The following is a 17002-nucleotide window of genomic DNA, read 5'->3' as shown; positions in this document are numbered from 1 at the left end:
TTCACTATATCTAAAGCGTAAATCGTCATTTAATCTTTGAATATCTTGCATTTTAAAGTAATAACCTGACTCATAAATCTCTGCTTCTGCTAACATCATGGAATATCTTCAGGCATAATAGTCATAATTTCTTCTTTACCAACTCCAGAAAGCATCACTAACCGATTTGCTTGTCGCTCGATTGTTTTTTCAAAGAGATTTCTTACAAGTCTCCCATTTCCAAAGTTTTTATCTCTTTTCGTATACAAATCGTTAAGCTTGTTTAGTAATACTTCTCTGGATGATTCATTTAATTTAAAGTGATTTTTTTGACAAATCTCTTCAAAAATACTGAATAACTCTTGAGGTTTATAATCATCGAAGTAAAAATATTTATTAAACCTGGACTGTAAACCAGGATTAGAGTTAATAAATTTTGACATTTCGTCTGCGTAGCCAGCTACAATAACTACTAATTGACCTCTATAATCTTCCATTCGTTTCAATAGAGTATCGATAGCTTCCTGACCAAAATCATTGCCTGAACCTTGAGATTTTAATGCATACGCTTCGTCAATGAATAGTACACCATCTAATGCTGACTCAATTAAGTTATTGACCTTAGCTGCTGTTTGCCCAATATACCCAGCTACCATTCCTGACCTGTCTGTTTCTATTAAATGACCTTTTGAAAGTATCCCAAGCTCGCGATATATTTCACCCATCAGTCGAGCTACAGTTGTTTTACCTGTACCTGGAGGACCACAAAATACTGAGTGTAATGTCACGGAAATCTTATTAAGCCCTTTTTCTTCACGCAGCTTTTGTATCTTCAAAAAATTGATGAGAGTATTGACCTCATTTTTAACATTTCCCATCCCAACTAGATGATTAAGCTTATTTGAAATGGCGCCTAAGCCAAGGCTTGAACCATCATGTTCAGTTGATTCCTGATTAAATGTGGTATTTCCAGAGCGTTTTAACTCTGCTTTCATACGTTGAAGCTCAAATTCAATTTCATCATGTAAAGACATAATTATTCTCTGTAAAAATATATTTAAGATGTAGTTTTGTACATTATAGTTTCCAATTTTGCTACTTGGCGCCTGCTGTTCATTTCCCGTTCGTCAGCTTCTACAACAGCGTATGCTAATACCATAACTACGGTATTTAAAAGCTTTCTTAGAAGAAAAATAGCAGATTGTGTCACGTTGGATAAAATAGAAAAAATTTATCAATCAAGATGTCCAATATGGAAATGCATAATTTTATATTTAGAACTAATTTAAAAGGACATTCAGAAAAAGTCAAATCAGTTGCGTTTAGTCCGGATGGGCAAAAACTCGCAAGTGCTAGCGATGATAAAACTATAAAAATTTGGAATTCCAAAGGAGAACTTTTTACCCTAAAAGGACATGGAGAGTCTTCATGGTTTGAGGGAAAGGTTAATTCAGTCGCTTTTAGCCCTAATGGTCAGACATTAGCAAGTGGAAGCGATGATAAAACTATTAAATTATGGGATGTGTCTACAGGAAAGGAAATTTATACTTTTACAGGACATGAAGAAACGGTGTACTCTGTAGCATTTAGCCCAGATGGAAAAACTTTAGCAAGCGGTAGTAAAGATAAAAAAGTTAAATTGTGGTCAATAGATTTATCTAAAGAACTATACGAGTTACCAGGACATACTGATGATGTTTTATGTGTTGCTTTTAGTCCTGATGGTCAAATCTTAGCAAGTAGTGGTGCTGGCAATGATAAAAGTATAAAGCTTTGGCATTTATCAAACCAAAAAATTCTCACTCTCACAGGTCATTATGACTGGTTTGGAGGTATTCCCTCAATTGCCTTTAGTCCAGATAGTAAGATTTTAGCCAGTGGCAGCAATGACAAAACAATTAAGCTATGGGACGTAAATACAGGTAAGGAAATTAAGACTATTAACGCTCACTCTGAATGTATTTATTCTGTGGCATTTAGCCCAGATGGTAAGATTTTAGCTAGTGCTAGTCAAGATAAGACGGTTAAGCTTTGGCAAGTGGATACTGTTAGAGAAATAGCAAATTATACAGTTTGCAACAACGCTGTTTATTCTGTAACCTTTAATCCCAACTTCAAAATCTTAGCAAGCGGTAATAGTGATAAGACTATTTCACTGATACCTTACTCTAGTTAAAATTTAGATTTATTTAACCTATTGTTACGTTTTAAAAATTATCACACTTCTAAATCGTTCATCAAATCACGCATTGTAGAGACGCGATTAATCGCGTCTCTACCAACCAATTTTTGCTGTTTTATCTGGCTACTTAACAATCGATGATTAGATTGTAAATAATCTTGAACACTTTGAGCAAGCTGGAAGGCAAATAGAGGAGGTACTGCATTGCCAACTTGGTTAAAACAACTTGTTTCACTTCCTACAAACTCAAACCAATCAGGAAAACTTTGTAATCTTGCTGCTTCTCTTATTAATAAACGTCTTCGTCTACCATCTGGAAGTTTAATGCGGTGCATATCACCTGTGGCGCCTGCTAAGTTTCTACAGGTTAAAGTTCTTGCTGGTTTATTTAAATGTAAATCACGAGGATTTTTACAAAAAGAGGCTTTTTCATACTTTGCCACGTATTCATCCATGCTAGGAGTCAAAAACTTTGATGAAGGAGGTGCCGAAACTGCCATGTCTCCTAATGCTTCACCTGCTGTTACTTTGTGTTGCGTTTGTTTGGGAAATTTAAAGTTACCTCGATGTCCAACTACAATTAAACGTTCGCGGTTTTGCGGTATACCGTAATTAACAGCATTCAATAATTCCCAATTTACAATATATCCTAAATCTTGGAGGGTTTCGACAATTTCGTCGAAGTAACATTTATTTTTGTAAAGTAATCCACGAACGTTTTCAAATAACCAGATTTCAGGATTTAGAGTTTTAACGGCATTTATAAATATAGGAAAACCATCGCGCGAATCCTTTAAACCTTTTTGATGACCCCCTACACTAAAGGGTTGGCAAGGTGGCCCACCTATAACTACTGTAGCAGGTGGTAATTTAGTATCCTGTGTAAGTACAATTTCTGTACATTTTCCTTCTAGATTTTTTCTATAAGTCGCACATGAATCAGCATCCATTTCAAAACCATGTGTATCGAAACCTTGGGCTTCAAAACCAAGAGATAAACCACCACATCCGGCAAATAAATCGACTACTAACAAATTCCCAGATGTAGAAGGTTTGAGTAAATGGTTTATCTGATTGATGTAATCCATACCAACTAAAGCCAAACAGCTATAAAGCAATTACAGTATAGAACATGTGGACATATTAAATAGAATCTGATTTGGAAATGAGTTTTTTACTATTGTGAATGTAGCGGTTTTACCATCTAACTCCATAAGAGCTTCTTGGATTAAATCTACTTCGTGCGCTTCAATTAATGTTTCACCGCACTGGTAACAAACCTATGCAGGAATTGCATCCCAGGTTAAATGGTAGCCGTTTCTGTCAATGCTAAAAGGAGCGGTCTCACGTTGCATTTTTGATTTACAGTATAAACATTCCAATGTAAAAACCTCCTGGTAGGCGCCTATTGTAAGAGATATTTGGAAAGTTATATAAATACCATTATCTAGGTTTAATCCCCCCTAGCCCCCCTTAATAAGGGGGGGACAAGAGAAAACCTTCTTTCTTTGTGTCCTTTGTGCCTTTGTGGTTAATTTCTCTACTCTCTGTGCCCTAGAAGTCTCTGTGGTAAAAACAAATATATCACTGCACACCACAAGACAGATGTGCTACAACCCATAAAAATTAGACATAAAAAACAGCTGCTCCTAGCATAAAGAAGCAACTGTTTTTTTAAAGAGGCAGGCAGGGATGCCTGCTCCACAAGAATTAAAATAATCTCTTGCCCCCCCTTATTAAGGGGGGGTTGGGGGGATCAATTAATAATCGAAGTCTCCGCCACCCATACCAGCACCAGCACCAGCAGGCGCCCCATCTTTAGGTTCTGGCTTGTCAACAACGATACATTCGGTTGTCAATACCATACCCGCGATAGAAGCAGCATTTTGTAGTGCAGAACGGGTTACTTTTGCAGGGTCAACGATACCAGCTTCAAACATGTCAACGAACTCATTGGTTGCTGCGTTGAAACCAACGTTAAAATCACGCTCTTTCACACGTTCAGCAATAACGGCGCCGTTTTGACCAGCATTCTCAGCAATTCTCTTCAAAGGAGCTGCTAGTGCGCGCGATACGATTAATGCGCCAATTAACTCTTCATCTTTTAGGTTGCTGTTTGCCCAAGCTTCCAACTCAGGCGCCAAGTGTGCCAAAGTTGTACCACCACCAGGAACAATACCTTCTTCAACTGCTGCTTTGGTAGCGTTGATAGCATCTTCTAAACGTAGCTTCTTGTCTTTCATTTCGGTTTCGGTAGCAGCACCAACTTTAACGACTGCTACACCACCAGACAATTTAGCTAAACGCTCTTGAAGTTTTTCTTTGTCGTAGGAAGATTCTGTTTCGTCCATTTGACGACGAATTTGTTCGCAGCGTGCTTTTACTGCTTGGTCGTTACCTTCCGCAACAATTGTGGTGCTGTCTTTGGTAATGGTAATACGACGCGCTTTACCTAGCATATCAAGCTTGGTGTTGTCAAGCTTTAAGCCAGCATCTTCGGTGATTAATTGACCACCAGTTAATACAGCGATATCTTCGAGCATCGCTTTACGACGGTCGCCAAAACCAGGCGCCTTCACAGCAGCTACGTTCAATACACCGCGTAAACGGTTAACTACTAAGGTAGCAAGTGCTTCTTTTTCAATATCTTCTGCCAAAATTACCAAAGGACGACCAGCGCGCGCTACTTGTTCAAGTACGGGTACTAAGTCTTGTACTAAAGCAATTTTCTTGTCGGTTAAGAGCAAGAAAGGCTCGTCAAATATAGCTTCCATGCGCTCTGCGTCGGTTGCGAAGTAGGGTGAAATATAACCCTTGTCGAAGCGCATACCTTCGGTGATTTCCAACTCGGTAGTCATCGACTTTCCTTCTTCCAAGGAAATTACGCCTTCTTTACCCACCTTATCCATTGCTTGGGCAATCATGGCACCGACTTCTTCGTCGTTACCAGCAGAAATTGAACCGACTTGAGCTATCGATTTAGAATCTTCTACTGGACGCGCGTGTTCTTTGATTTTCTCAACTAAGAAGTTGGTTCCCTTATCAATACCGCGCTTGAGCATTATCGCATTGGCGCCAGCAGCAACGTTACGCAAACCTTCTTTTACAACTGCGTGCGCTAAAACTGTAGCTGTGGTTGTACCGTCACCCGCCGCATCGTTTGTTTTAGAAGCAGCTTGGCGAATTAAAGCAACACCAGTATTTTCAACGTGGTCTTCCAATTCAATTTCTTTAGCAATGGTTACACCGTCGTTGATGATTTGAGGCGCACCAAACTTCTTCTCTAATACCACGTTGCGACCTTTTGGACCAAGGGTAACTGCTACCGCTTCAGCCAAAATGTCCATACCGCGCTCTAATGCACGACGCGCGTTTTCGTTGTAAATAATCCGCTTTGCCATAATGTTTTTAGTTACTTCAATTCGTTTTTGAACGTGTTGTATGGATTGATACTGGTCGCTAATTGCTAACTTTATCTCTCGTTAGCTAATTAGCTATTTTGCAATGTAAGGATTAGCTAACAACTGCTAGAATGTCTTTTTCAGAGAGCAGTATGTACTCGTCAGTACCAAGCTTGATGTCAGTACCAGCGTACTTCGAGTAGAGAACTTTGTCTCCAACTTTGACATCCATAGTCACACGATTTCCGTCATCTTTGAATTTGCCTTCACCAACGGCAACGACTTCGCCGACCTGGGGCTTTTCTTGCGCGTTATCAGGCAAATACAAACCACCTGCTGTTTTTTCTTCGGCTGCGCTTACTTTAATGAAAACGCGGTCGCCCAAGGGTTTAACTGTGGATACGCTTACTAGAGATACAGCTGCCATAAGTTTCTATTTTTTAGCACTCTCGACTCCTGAGTGCTAATGTAGCTAAAATTGCTTCCGATAGCAACAAATATTGATGTACGGGTTCCCGAACTAATTACCAACTGTTCGACAAAAATGAGTATAAATACTTACTAGAGCTACAATTATGAGTAAATTCTCTTGGTTCATAAATATTTTTGTATCTTCAAATTTATTTGCAAACTGTAGAAATTGTTATAGAACAGTAATTAGGTTGTGTAGTTCAAATATAAGATGATGCAAAAGTCGAGAATCAAAATACCAAAATCTACTAACTTTTCCGCTCAAAAAATCCTAAGTAATTCTTACGATTTGCGCTCGTAAGGGCAAAAAATCATGTCAAAAATCAACAGTGCGTTTCTGTATAGCCTTTAGTCAGAATGCTTTTGAGCACAGTTGTGACACGGCGCTTTCCGACCGTACCCGCGTTGTTTTTTCAGAACAATTTACGAACGAACTGCTCGAACTGCTTGCGAGTTTGTTGCTCTGGAACGATAATGGTAGTTTACCCGGATAGTGCGGTATCGTACCTTTGCAAAGAGTGTTCATTTGATTAAACGGATTATTCAAGAGCCAACGTTGATTCGATTTGATGGATTGGCAAGCTTGGTGGTTAATAGGCTGGTTGAAAATTAAACTTTTTAACCCATCCCACCCAAAGCGCTCCTTCACTCTCACCGATGCCTGTTTTGAACTCCTTACATGGTTTGAACCATGACAGAGGATATGAAAAACGCAGTAAGCCGAAAAGACGCGCGGGTTGTTTTACCTAGGAGCATCTAGTACCAATACGATTATCGCTCGCTTGAATAATTATTATTTAATCAGTGTTTTTTCACCCGCACTCTTCAAAGCGATATATAATAACGCATTATAATTACTGCTGCTCTACGTATCCTTACTGTACTTTTGCCTTAAGTCTTGCGGTTAAAGAATGTGTAGGTCACTTCTGAAACCAGAAAGATATTGGCGAGTTAAGTGGGAAAAACCAACAGCATCTAATCATCCACTTCAAAGGATAACGAATCAAGACCTCATGGACCGAAGTGCGACAAGTGCCACTGCTATGAAAGAACCCAGCATGAAAGAACATAAACGACTTCTACTTATCGATGATGACCCCAACCTGATTTTGCTGGTAAAGGATTACTTGGAATTCCGGGGATATGAAGTCATCACAGCCGAAAATGGTCGCGAAGCTCTGGAAATTTTAGAGCAGGATATTCCAGACATGATTATTTGTGATGTCATGATGCCGGAAATGGATGGATACACCTTTGTTGAACAAGTCAGGCAAACTGAACGCACTAGTTGGATCCCCGTACTGTTTCTATCTGCAAAAGGGCAAAGTGCCGACCGCGTAAAAGGACTCAATAAAGGCGCCGACGTTTACATGGTCAAGCCGTTTGAGCCAGAGGAACTAGTCGCACAGGTTGAATCTTCGCTGAAACAGACAATTCGCTGGAAAGAACACCAAGCTAAGGGAGGAGAAAACGGTTCTCGGATCCAAGTTCCCTTCGACGTGCAATTAACGCCTACCGAACTCAAGGTTGTCCAGTTTGTTGCGCGAGGTTTAGCTAACCGGGAAATCGCTGAAGAACTTAATGTTAGTCAGCGAACAGTTGAAAGCCACGTTTCCAATATGTTAGGCAAAACTAACCTTCACAACCGCACCGAGTTGGCACGGTGGGCGATTGAAAACCAAATGGCATAGACCCTGATTTGTATAAGCTGTAGTTTAGTTGTAGTTTCGTGTATGTAGCACACTCGTTTATTAAGCTGTGAGTGCAACTTAAAGACGAGAGTACAACATATCGAAATCTTTTAACTGGTAAATCCATTCCTGCGCGAATGGAAGCGTTGGCTAAGTTTTCATACTTGAGTGTGAACTACACTATTAACTACTGTTAAGTCACGAACACCCTGCGTATTCATCATTGTCCAGATGATGAGTACTTGTTTACAACTCATTGCCGTCAATAGAGTTGATTTCTTTAAATGCTGGCTTCATCTACTGGTAAAGGGTGAAGCCAGCCTTTATTTTTTTCATTGTCAAAATTCGTTAGTTGTATTGTATCGATTGACTGCAAAAATGTAAATCCGTGCTACAGCAACAATGTTACCAGTAATACTGTTTTTCTACGTATATAAAATTAAAAGGGAGTGTTCTCCGTTAAGTTTAATTTTTATAGAACTCGCAATGAAACTCGAAACTTTGCTCAAGCTAAACCGAACAATCCGCGTAATTGGTTTCGATGATGCGCCATTTATTCGTGGTTCTGGAAGTGGCGTAAATCTAGCCGGAATTATTTGCGCGCAGACCCGGTTTGAAGGAATGGTATGGGGGCAAATTCAGCAAGATGGTTTTGATTCTACCGATACAATATGTAATTTACTCATCGGTGGTAAGTTTCTGCCACAATTACATATTGTGTTACTCGACGGCATCGGTTTCGGTGGATTAAATTTTGTTAACCTACCTGAATTAGCCGCGCGCTTAAAAATTCCGTGCGTTGCTGTAATGCGAAGAAAGCCAGATTTAACGGCAATGGCAGAACCAATTAGCCGTTTACCCTATCCAGAAAAACGATTTGAACTGCTGCACCAAGCAGGAACCATTTATGAATATCTACCCTTTGTCTTCCAAGTTTGTGGCGAACACCCAGATGTAATAGCATCTGTACTACAACGCCTCACAGACTGTGGTAAAGTACCTGAAGCTTTACGACTCGCGCATTTAATTGCAGCAGCAGTAATCAAAGGTGAAAGCGGAAGTTCAGCCTAGGCAAACTTTAGTACTAGTAAAAACATTAAATATCTAATTCAACATCTAATTCAACATCTACTCAAAGGGGGGGAAGACCGTGCTTAAGTTTCAACCACCTGGTTTTGTGCAAAAAGTCATTCAAACATCGCTTGGTAAGATGGTTTACTATACCCAAGCTCCACACCTTCTCACCAACCAGGTTGACACGCTTGTTTTTCTCCATAACTTTGGAGGTGGTGCATCTGCTTATGAATGGTCAAAAGTTTATCCTGCTTATGCTTTTACCCATCGAATCTTGGCGCCTGATTTAATAGGGTGGGGAGAGTCGGCGCATCCGGTTCGTGACTATAGTATTAATGATTATCTAACCACGATTACAGAATTTATTACCCAAACTTGTGATTCCCCAGTTACTGTAATAGCCTCTTCATTTACTGCTGCTTTGGTAATTCGACTTGCAATTACTCAACCTAGTTTATTTAAGCAATTATTTCTAATTTGTCCTTCAGGATTTAATGACTTTGGCGAAGGTGCCGGCAGACGACTACCGCTTGGACTTATTAATTTATCCCTCTTAGAAGACTTGATATACACCCTTGGCGCCGAGAATGAACTAGCTGTTCGTAATTTTCTACAAAGTTTTCTCTTCGCATCGCCTCAACTTGTTACCCAAGAAATGGTACAAGCATATTTATATACAGCACAACAACCAAATGCAAAATACGCAGCTTTGGCATTTCTACGTGGTGACTTGTATTTCGATTTAAGTTTATACATTCAGCAACTGACAATTTCCACAGTGATATTTTGGGGAGAGCAAGCTCAGTTTACGCACACGCGTCTTGGGCAACGACTGTCATTGTTAAATACAACAGCCATTCAAAACTTTTACACAATACCCAATACCGGAATTTTGCCTCATCTTGAGGCGCCATCCGTTCTCATCGGACTATTAAACTTGTATATATAGTCATGATAGTTACATAGTTATCATACGAGTGGTTAATGTCATTAATTCTGATGGGTTAACTTGCAACGGATACAACGGATGTAACAGATAATTTATTGGTTACAAACAAAATCTAGTTGTTCAAAATTAACTATCCGCTACATCTGTTTATCATCCGTTGCCAATCTTGCTACTAGCTTTTGAAAAATCTAAGCAAAAAATTCTATAACTCCAGTTTGAATAACAAGCCATTGTTTTAAATTTACCAATACACTATTTTCACCTTGGCTAACTAGAGATACTTTTGCAGGCTTGATCAATTTAAAGTTGCTTGCGTATTGGGGATTATAATAACGCCACTCAAATATACCTTGTGTACTAATTAAATCTTCATAGCTGATTTTTATGTCCCATTGAGGAACTAGATAAAGTACGTTACTTTTCATACTAATTATCCAGTATTTTCCTAAAACATCGGTCTGAAAAATAGCAGACTGACTAGTTCCCAATAAACGCTGCTTTCTACTGTCTAATGTTTCGGATACTATGGTTACATGTTCTATTAAGAAAGATGGTTTTTTATTATACGAAGATGTAAGTAGTTTATCTAGCTGTTCAGTTTCATTTTCGTCTATTTGATTTGATTTTAGTGGCTGTTCTGGCTTTTGAGCATTTGGTAACTGAAAATTTAAAATGCCTTGTTGAGTAAATATCCATTGTTTTCCACTTGGCGCCAGTGAAACTTGTGCAGGTTCAATGAGAGTAAATTGATTATTTGATTCTGCTTCGTAGCCATTGCATCGAAATATTTTTTTTATAGTATTATAGTTAAATGCGTTTACCTTAAAATTATCTTTGGGTAATAAATAATAGTTATCGTCTGTTGTTGCAATAATCCAAAAGTTTCCTTTTTTATCCAGATTGAAGACAAAATCGTTTACTTTTTGTAATAAGCTTTCTGATAAAAGCGAAACTTTAATAACTTTACTTTCTAACCATTGGCAGTTAGTATGATATTTATCGACAATTTCGTTTACGAATAAACTCCATTTTGGAAAACTTGGAATTTCAACGGCACCTACAATTTCTTCTCCCTGATCTTGACTAGGGTTATTAATGTCTAGTAATTTTTCGACTAAAACTAGGCGCCGTTCAATCGAGTTAACTTTACTTACTAAATAATCAATCTTTTTATTGAGTTCTTCAAAATAAGGTTCAAAGTCTGACATTTTAAACTAGTATAAATAATAAATTACATATTAAAATTGAAGTATACCAAACTCAATAATTTGCCACATTGCTTGAGCAACAGTAGTAACTTGTGCGGGTTGAATGAGCTTAAAATCGCGTGAGTGTCTTGGTTGATAATTTTGACAATCAAATAAAGCCTGAACTGTTTCATAATTATATTCATCAATCTTAAAGTTACCTTTAGGAACTAAATATTCTCTTCCTTCGCAAGAAACTATCCAGTAATTTCCTCTACCTTTACGCACTTGCTCTAATATTACTGCATTTTTAGCACCTAGGCGCCGTTGGTTAATACTATCTTTCGTCTCTGAAACTTCAATAGCAGAATTTAACAAAGAATGAGGGTTATGATTGTAAACAGTAATTAAATCAGTTTGAGGTTTTTCTGAAGTTTGATTTGCTGGTTGAATAAAATTGTTTGAAGTTTTGTGTTGAGAAATGTCTGGTGATGGAACCTGTATTTGCTGGGTTGGTGGTGAATATACTGGATTTATATTTTGATTTTCAACAACTGCTTGTTGTGATGCAGTATTAATTTCGGTAACTTGACGATATTTAGTATTGTTTCTTGATGATTCTAGTCTAGAAAATCGCTCTCGATAAATAAACATTAATAGGGAACCAACAACCAAACCAATAAAAAATGAGAATATCGGAAAAATAATTCTATCTTGTTTTAATCGTTCATTTTCGATAGTTAAGTCTTCAACTTTTTGATTGGAAAATTGAGCAGTTTTTTGGGATTGATTTACTTTGTTTGAAATAGCTAATTTATTAATTTTATATACTAATTTATCAGTGTTTTGTTGAAAATATTCATTAATTGCGGTTTGCGTGATTAAGCCAAATTTGCCTAAATTTTTCCTAACAATTGAATTGTTTACATCGAGTTTTAAATATTTTTGTACAGATACCACATCAGACTCTTTTAACCCAGGTTTTAAATATTTGACTAAAGTTTGAATATCATTAATTATATTATCAATTTCCTGAAACTGGGATTCTGCTATTTGTTTTTGCTCAGATGGAAGTAAGTTATTCCGTAAGTTTCCATTAGCTTGTTGCAATTGCTTTATACCTTTCAAAACAGCTTGATTATCTATATTATTTTTTTGCCGTTGATTATTTGCAACTTCTCTAAGTTCCTTGTTAAAGCGATTAAGTAAATTTACCAGATTTTCCTGCGCTATTTTTAGTTCATCCTGAGATACACTAGATGTAGAGGTAGCACTGTTATAACCGGATTCGCTAGCTAGCTGACAAGAAACTAACAACCCTGATAATATTAATAAAAAAGCTAATTTAAGGTATTGTTTTATTTGCCGCATCATTAGCACCGCCAATTTTTGCTAAGTGAAGTATAAAGTTTATAAGTAAATTCTTTAACACTCTTATACTTATTCACCTTCAAACTCTAATACACCTGGTTCTAATAACTGCCAATTGTTTTCTTTGGTTTGCATAACTTTAGCAGGTTTTACTAAAATAAACTTATAATCTCCTTGTGGCTCACCAACTACTTTGAATAAACATTTTACCGTCGCGATATTATAGTTATTAAATCTTACTCCAATTTTCGGCACTAAATATACTTCGTTTTGGTCGAGTAATATCCAAAAATTTCCTCTGCCAGTACGACGAATCTTTTCTAAAACTACAGAAGAATTGTTACCTAAGCGACGCTGTTCTATACTATCTTCAGTTTCGCTCACTTCGGTTGCATTCTGCGAGACATCTCTAGAAAAATTCTCAGGAAATTGATTATAGTATGAAACCCAACTTGGCAAAGGTTCATTGTTTGGGGGTTCAACTATAGATTGTTTATTAGGTTGTTGTGCATTTTCTACTGGACTTTCATGTACATTTTGTATAGGTTGTGGAATATAAGTAACGCTATTCTGAACATCTGAGGGTTTACTAGCAATATATTTTAATATTTCTGCTAGTAGAATTTCTAGAAGTTGGACAATATCTTGAGTTTGTAAATTTCTATTTTGTTGAATTGCTTTGATTAATTCTTCTTTAAAATAATTCAATTGTAATTTTTGTTGTTCAACTAACTCTTGGCTAAAATTTGCCGATTTTGCTGGGGGTATGCTTGGAGGAGGTGAAAGAAATTCATTGTTTGCTTGTGACTCACCTGGATGATATTTTAATCTAAACAGTGACTCAGAGTATTGAGTAGTCAATGATATAAATTTGTTTTGAAATTGCAGTAACTTTTGATTCGACTCATCAATTTGTTTTGCTACTTTGTTACCTGCCTCACCTAAACCCTTTAATCTCTCGATATCTAATAAATCAATTTCTATTCTTTGTGGAAGCTGGTTACGAAGCTGTTCTAATTCAGATGTAACTTTTGCAAAAGTATGGATAGATTGATTGTACTGATTTTGCAGCAACTGAAGATTTTTCTCTAATTCCTGATTTTCAGCAGTTAAAAGTTGAATTGCTTCATCGTTATCTGCTAATTTATTTAACTTCTCATTTTGATTATCAGCCTCCGAATGCCCTTGAGGTTGAGAATTGTGGAAATTGGAAAAGTCATTCATTGACATAATTGCCATTCCTTACTTATAAGGGAACTAGCTTTTAAGTATAGACTATTACTCCATATCATTAAATTTTGGAGTTGGCGCCTAACTTTAACTCTCTGTAAAGACGTGATTAATCACGTCTCTACTCTGTGAACTCTGTGTCTCTGTGGTAAAAAATACCACCAAAATTCATATGCTTTGCAACGTGTGTTACAAAATCTTTACTTTGACCATTTATTCGCCCACTCCTTACCCAAAACTCGCAATAGTGCTTTTAACCCTAGAATATAAGGAGGTTCTAAACGGACATCTTCGGGCTTACCTTTGATTTTAAGCAAAAGGCTCGTCAATTCTCGTTTAGTTTCTCGCCATATTTTTTCATTAGGTAACAAGTCTAAACTACGCTTATATCCATCTAATGGTTTAATACCCTCAATTCTCAGGTCTTTGAGTGCGACATGAAAATCGTATAGGAACTTAGGTATCTGTTCGAGTTGAGAAATTTGGAATTGCTCGATTTCATCCTCTTCATCTTCAAGGTGTAACCGCGAATCAAAATTGATGACTCGACCATTGATCTCACAAGACTCACCAGCAATTAATGCGTCTTCTACTTTCCTGTCGAGTCCAATTAACTTGGTTTGATTTAAAACCAAACCACAAGCGACTTCATCTTTCAAGTTCTCGCTCAAACGAGTATCGACTTCGATCTCCTTAAACTCTGAACCTTTGCTCAACATTCGACTGAGTAGCTCGTTAATTTCTGAGTCCACGTCGAATCTTCCACCTTCTGCTAACCAATTTAAGAATCTACCACCATTTCCACCTATATATACAGGTGTAATTTCATTGCGACTATATTTACCTTCCCCATGAAGAACTTTGAGAAGTATCCCAACATAATAGTATAGTCCAGCAGTACCAATGGCTGTAAGTTGTATCAATCCTTGAAAATCCGGTTGTTGTTCAACATACGCGCGTCGATTTTGTAACCAATTATCACCCTTGAGTCGTAACCACACATCAAGTTTGGGGTTAAATGCAGTTCCTTTGAGTCCTTTTAACTCTGATGCTTCAATACCAAACGCGCGCTCGGCAAATTTTGGATTCATCTCTAAAAATTGTGAGAATAAATCTCTACCTGCTAGTAGTACTGAACATTGATGAACTAAACTTTCTTCTTCCCAAATTGAGATATCCGAAGTTCCACCTCCAATGTCAATACAGGTTGTATTAACAAGGTCGTGTCCTTCTTGGTCGGCAAAATATTGAGCTACCGCTAAACTTTCAGAACGGAAATAGGTAGTATTTTTGATCTCTGGACAGCTTTGCTTAATGCCAGTTTTTTGCTGTAACTCTTTAGTCAAATCGTTCCAAGTTTGGACGTATGTTTTTTGGTCGTGTCGTGAGAATGCAGAAGGGAACGATAGCGACCATTGAATTTGAGCAACGCGATTTTTTGCCGCAATAGCTGTAATATGTAGCGCTAGGTGTCTAAGAAATAATTGGTTAAATATTAAGTTTTTCGTCTCACCCCACTTGAGATTCGTTTTTATCCAATCTTCTTGTGGTTTAAATCCTTCATAGTTAGGAACATAAATACGACCATCAAATACCGCGCGCATTTTTTCGTTACTGCTTCCAGAATTTCCACGAATTGTAAGCACGCTCGATAATGGTAATGGTTTATCTCCGGGAATAAACGTTTCGGGAATGAAGTATTCAAATAATAGTGGTAATCGTGTTTCGGGGTTAAATTCTGTCACCTTCAGGTGTAAATTTTCTAGCCGTAATGATTCCGCATATCCCGTTCTATTTACGTAAACATTTGTGAACGAAGTTCCAAAATCTACACCAATTGTCCATGTACTTGAAGGTTTAATTTCTTCGGGTGTTTGCAATAGAATTAAGCCTAAATTCCTTCGTTCTTTGCTTTGGCATTCAATCACAGATGGAAACTTTTCCAAACATGCCATTTGATAAGAACCTCGACCATCTTTAAAAAGATGTGGTATTTCTCTAGCTTCGGGGAAATGTACCTGGAAAGTATCTTCCCCGTGTTCACCGTCATAATAAAATGCATAGTAAGACTGCCAGTTCGGACTACGAAAATGTGGCCAAACTTCAAGAACAGGGACTTCTAAAATTAGATTCTCTTTTTTAATTACATAATCTTTGAAGAGACGATAGTTTTGGGGTGAAGTACTATTTTCAATTACCCCTGCAAGCGGTAGATCTAATGTTACACGGACTTGCTGTCCCTCGTTACCATTAATTGGCTCAAGTTTGACGCGACGAATTAAATCTTCTGGTGTAAAATAATTAAGTAAAAATGAACTCAGAGGTAGCAGTGGGGTAATACGTTCGCCGTTAAAAGTTAATGGTAAAGTTTCTTTTGGTAGAAATGCACCTGGCAAAGCTTCTTCAAGGTCAATGAACGAAAATTCGCTTAAGAAGAAATCATCGGATTCTACCCAGTCAACATCTTGCCAAACGATTTTTTTTGACTTTAAATCTTCAACTTTGAGTGCTGCTAAGGTTTTACCACCATGTATCCAAATATCTTGTGGCGATATATTCCATTGTTTGGCTATCTTATGGTCAATGATTAATAAGTCTTTGACTTTAGTTTTATCAGGACTCGGAATTAAGCGAACATTAGAAGGTCTTTCCGGCGCCTTAACAGGATAATTTAGGGCGTTTAAAATACCACGATTCAGAGGAACGCCAAAAAATTGCAGTTCTTCAGTTAAACTTAATCCAGGTTCAGTATTAGCTTTTAAATCACTACGAAAGCTATCAATTAATTCACCAATCATATTAACGGCTTGCTTCTTACCGTTGTATCGATTTAGTTCTTTACGGAGATTTTCCAGCCATCGCCATAATAGTGATTTTTCGCTGTCATTTAAATAAGGTATTGGCGACTGTAGTTTACCGTCTACCCACCAACGTAACCCTTGCCACTCTCCTTGTTCAGATGGACAAACTATTGTACTAGGACTCGTCATGCCAACAGGTTTGTCATTCCACAAAAATAAATAAATATCCTCCCAAGGATGCTTATTCTCTATAGTGTAAAGAGTGTTGGCATCTGAAGGCAAAAGTTGATGTAAACAGCGCACGAATTCTTCGTATTTAAACTCATTAAGTTCAATAAGCTGTGCTTTGAGGGGAAAACCGCGTACTTCAGCAAGTGCAATTGCCGCTAACATTCCCCGCCATTCTTCTATAATAGAAGCGCGAATTGGGTATTTATCATTATGTAAAGCCATTTCTACCGATAGTGGTCGTGCCCACATCGTCGGTACAGAACTAACGTTTTTGGCTTCGCGCGGGGCTTGATACTCTAAGCTAGTAGCGACATCATCGAACGCCTTACTAGTTTGTATTTCCCATTTTCCGGAACTATCAATTGATTTAACATCAGAGTCCTTTTTTAATTGGGGTAATAAAAAATGCAATTTCTTATTCGATGCATTGGTCAT

The 17002-nt window shown here is 37.6% G+C and carries 12 protein-coding genes; 4 read left to right on the top strand and 8 right to left on the bottom strand.

The window, feature by feature from the left end; genetic code table 11:
* Window positions 1-95: 95 nt before the first annotated feature.
* Window positions 96-1013, bottom strand: coding sequence for an AAA family ATPase (locus AC2JBO_RS06995; protein ID WP_496952910.1), 918 nt, complete (start codon window positions 1011-1013; stop codon window positions 96-98).
* 218 nt (window positions 1014-1231) lie between these two features.
* On the opposite strand from AC2JBO_RS06995, the gene AC2JBO_RS06990 reads away from it, so the two are divergent.
* Window positions 1232-2155 carry a WD40 repeat domain-containing protein gene (locus AC2JBO_RS06990; RefSeq protein WP_496952909.1) on the top strand — a complete coding sequence of 308 codons (924 nt, stop codon included), beginning with the start codon at window positions 1232-1234 and terminating at the stop codon, window positions 2153-2155.
* 41 nt (window positions 2156-2196) lie between these two features.
* Here AC2JBO_RS06990 and AC2JBO_RS06985 read toward each other — a convergent pair whose 3' ends face one another.
* The 3 genes from AC2JBO_RS06985 to groES all read right to left on the bottom strand — a co-directional run bounded on the left by AC2JBO_RS06985 (window position 2197) and on the right by groES (window position 5989).
* Window positions 2197-3249 (bottom strand): DNA cytosine methyltransferase, encoded by a 1053-nt coding sequence (locus tag AC2JBO_RS06985; RefSeq protein WP_496952908.1) that lies wholly within the window; start codon window positions 3247-3249, stop codon window positions 2197-2199.
* A 672-nt stretch (window positions 3250-3921) separates the two neighbouring features.
* Window positions 3922-5562: a chaperonin GroEL gene (gene groL / locus AC2JBO_RS06980; RefSeq protein WP_496952907.1), complete on the bottom strand. Its 1641-nt coding sequence runs from the start codon at window positions 5560-5562 to the stop codon at window positions 3922-3924.
* Window positions 5563-5674: 112 nt separating this feature from the next.
* The gene (gene groES / locus AC2JBO_RS06975) at window positions 5675-5989 is read right to left on the bottom strand and encodes a co-chaperone GroES (RefSeq protein ID WP_496952906.1); all 315 of its coding nucleotides are present in this window, start codon (window positions 5987-5989) and stop codon (window positions 5675-5677) included.
* 1057 nt (window positions 5990-7046) lie between these two features.
* Here groES and AC2JBO_RS06970 point away from each other — a divergent pair.
* The 3 genes from AC2JBO_RS06970 (at window position 7047) to AC2JBO_RS06960 (ending at window position 9747) form a co-directional block, all read left to right on the top strand.
* On the top strand, window positions 7047-7724 hold the full coding sequence (locus tag AC2JBO_RS06970; protein WP_019491739.1) for a response regulator transcription factor: 678 nt from the start codon (window positions 7047-7049) through the stop codon (window positions 7722-7724).
* 486 nt (window positions 7725-8210) lie between these two features.
* Complete coding sequence (locus AC2JBO_RS06965) at window positions 8211-8795, top strand: endonuclease dU (RefSeq protein ID WP_496952905.1); 585 nt, start codon at window positions 8211-8213, stop codon at window positions 8793-8795.
* A gap of 79 nt (window positions 8796-8874) precedes the next feature.
* Window positions 8875-9747 carry an alpha/beta fold hydrolase gene (locus AC2JBO_RS06960; RefSeq protein ID WP_496952904.1) on the top strand — a complete coding sequence of 291 codons (873 nt, stop codon included), beginning with the start codon at window positions 8875-8877 and terminating at the stop codon, window positions 9745-9747.
* Between the two features lie 188 nt (window positions 9748-9935).
* Here the strand turns inward: AC2JBO_RS06960 and AC2JBO_RS06955 are convergent, their stop codons facing one another.
* The 4 genes from AC2JBO_RS06955 to AC2JBO_RS06940 form a co-directional block, all read right to left on the bottom strand.
* Complete coding sequence (locus AC2JBO_RS06955; protein WP_496952903.1) at window positions 9936-10955, bottom strand: hypothetical protein; 1020 nt, start codon at window positions 10953-10955, stop codon at window positions 9936-9938.
* A 30-nt stretch (window positions 10956-10985) separates the two neighbouring features.
* Entirely contained in the window at window positions 10986-12308 is a 1323-nt protein-coding gene (locus tag AC2JBO_RS06950; RefSeq protein WP_496952902.1) for a hypothetical protein, read from the bottom strand.
* 66 nt (window positions 12309-12374) lie between these two features.
* Entirely contained in the window at window positions 12375-13535 is a 1161-nt protein-coding gene (locus AC2JBO_RS06945) for a hypothetical protein (protein ID WP_496952901.1), read from the bottom strand.
* A gap of 200 nt (window positions 13536-13735) precedes the next feature.
* Entirely contained in the window at window positions 13736-17002 is a 3267-nt protein-coding gene (locus tag AC2JBO_RS06940; RefSeq protein WP_496952900.1) for a hypothetical protein, read from the bottom strand.

The organism is Calothrix sp. CBUCES-K 9914 (genome assembly GCF_059640475.1).
This window is presented reverse-complemented; position numbering and strand designations above follow the sequence as displayed.

Excerpts from the sequence above, each read along its gene's own strand:
- AC2JBO_RS06995 (WP_496952910.1), bottom strand. The coding sequence starts at position 1,013 with ATGTCTTTACATGATGAAATTGAATTTGAGCTTCAACGTATGAAAGCA.
- AC2JBO_RS06990 (WP_496952909.1), top strand. The coding sequence starts at position 1,232 with ATGGAAATGCATAATTTTATATTTAGAACTAATTTAAAAGGACATTCA.
- AC2JBO_RS06985 (WP_496952908.1), bottom strand. The coding sequence starts at position 3,249 with ATGGATTACATCAATCAGATAAACCATTTACTCAAACCTTCTACATCT.
- groL (WP_496952907.1), bottom strand. The coding sequence starts at position 5,562 with ATGGCAAAGCGGATTATTTACAACGAAAACGCGCGTCGTGCATTAGAG.
- groES (WP_496952906.1), bottom strand. The coding sequence starts at position 5,989 with ATGGCAGCTGTATCTCTAGTAAGCGTATCCACAGTTAAACCCTTGGGC.
- AC2JBO_RS06970 (WP_019491739.1), top strand. The coding sequence starts at position 7,047 with ATGGACCGAAGTGCGACAAGTGCCACTGCTATGAAAGAACCCAGCATG.
- AC2JBO_RS06965 (WP_496952905.1), top strand. The coding sequence starts at position 8,211 with ATGAAACTCGAAACTTTGCTCAAGCTAAACCGAACAATCCGCGTAATT.
- AC2JBO_RS06955 (WP_496952903.1), bottom strand. The coding sequence starts at position 10,955 with ATGTCAGACTTTGAACCTTATTTTGAAGAACTCAATAAAAAGATTGAT.
- AC2JBO_RS06950 (WP_496952902.1), bottom strand. The coding sequence starts at position 12,308 with ATGATGCGGCAAATAAAACAATACCTTAAATTAGCTTTTTTATTAATA.
- AC2JBO_RS06945 (WP_496952901.1), bottom strand. The coding sequence starts at position 13,535 with ATGTCAATGAATGACTTTTCCAATTTCCACAATTCTCAACCTCAAGGG.
- AC2JBO_RS06940 (WP_496952900.1), bottom strand. The coding sequence starts at position 17,002 with ATGACCAATGCATCGAATAAGAAATTGCATTTTTTATTACCCCAATTA.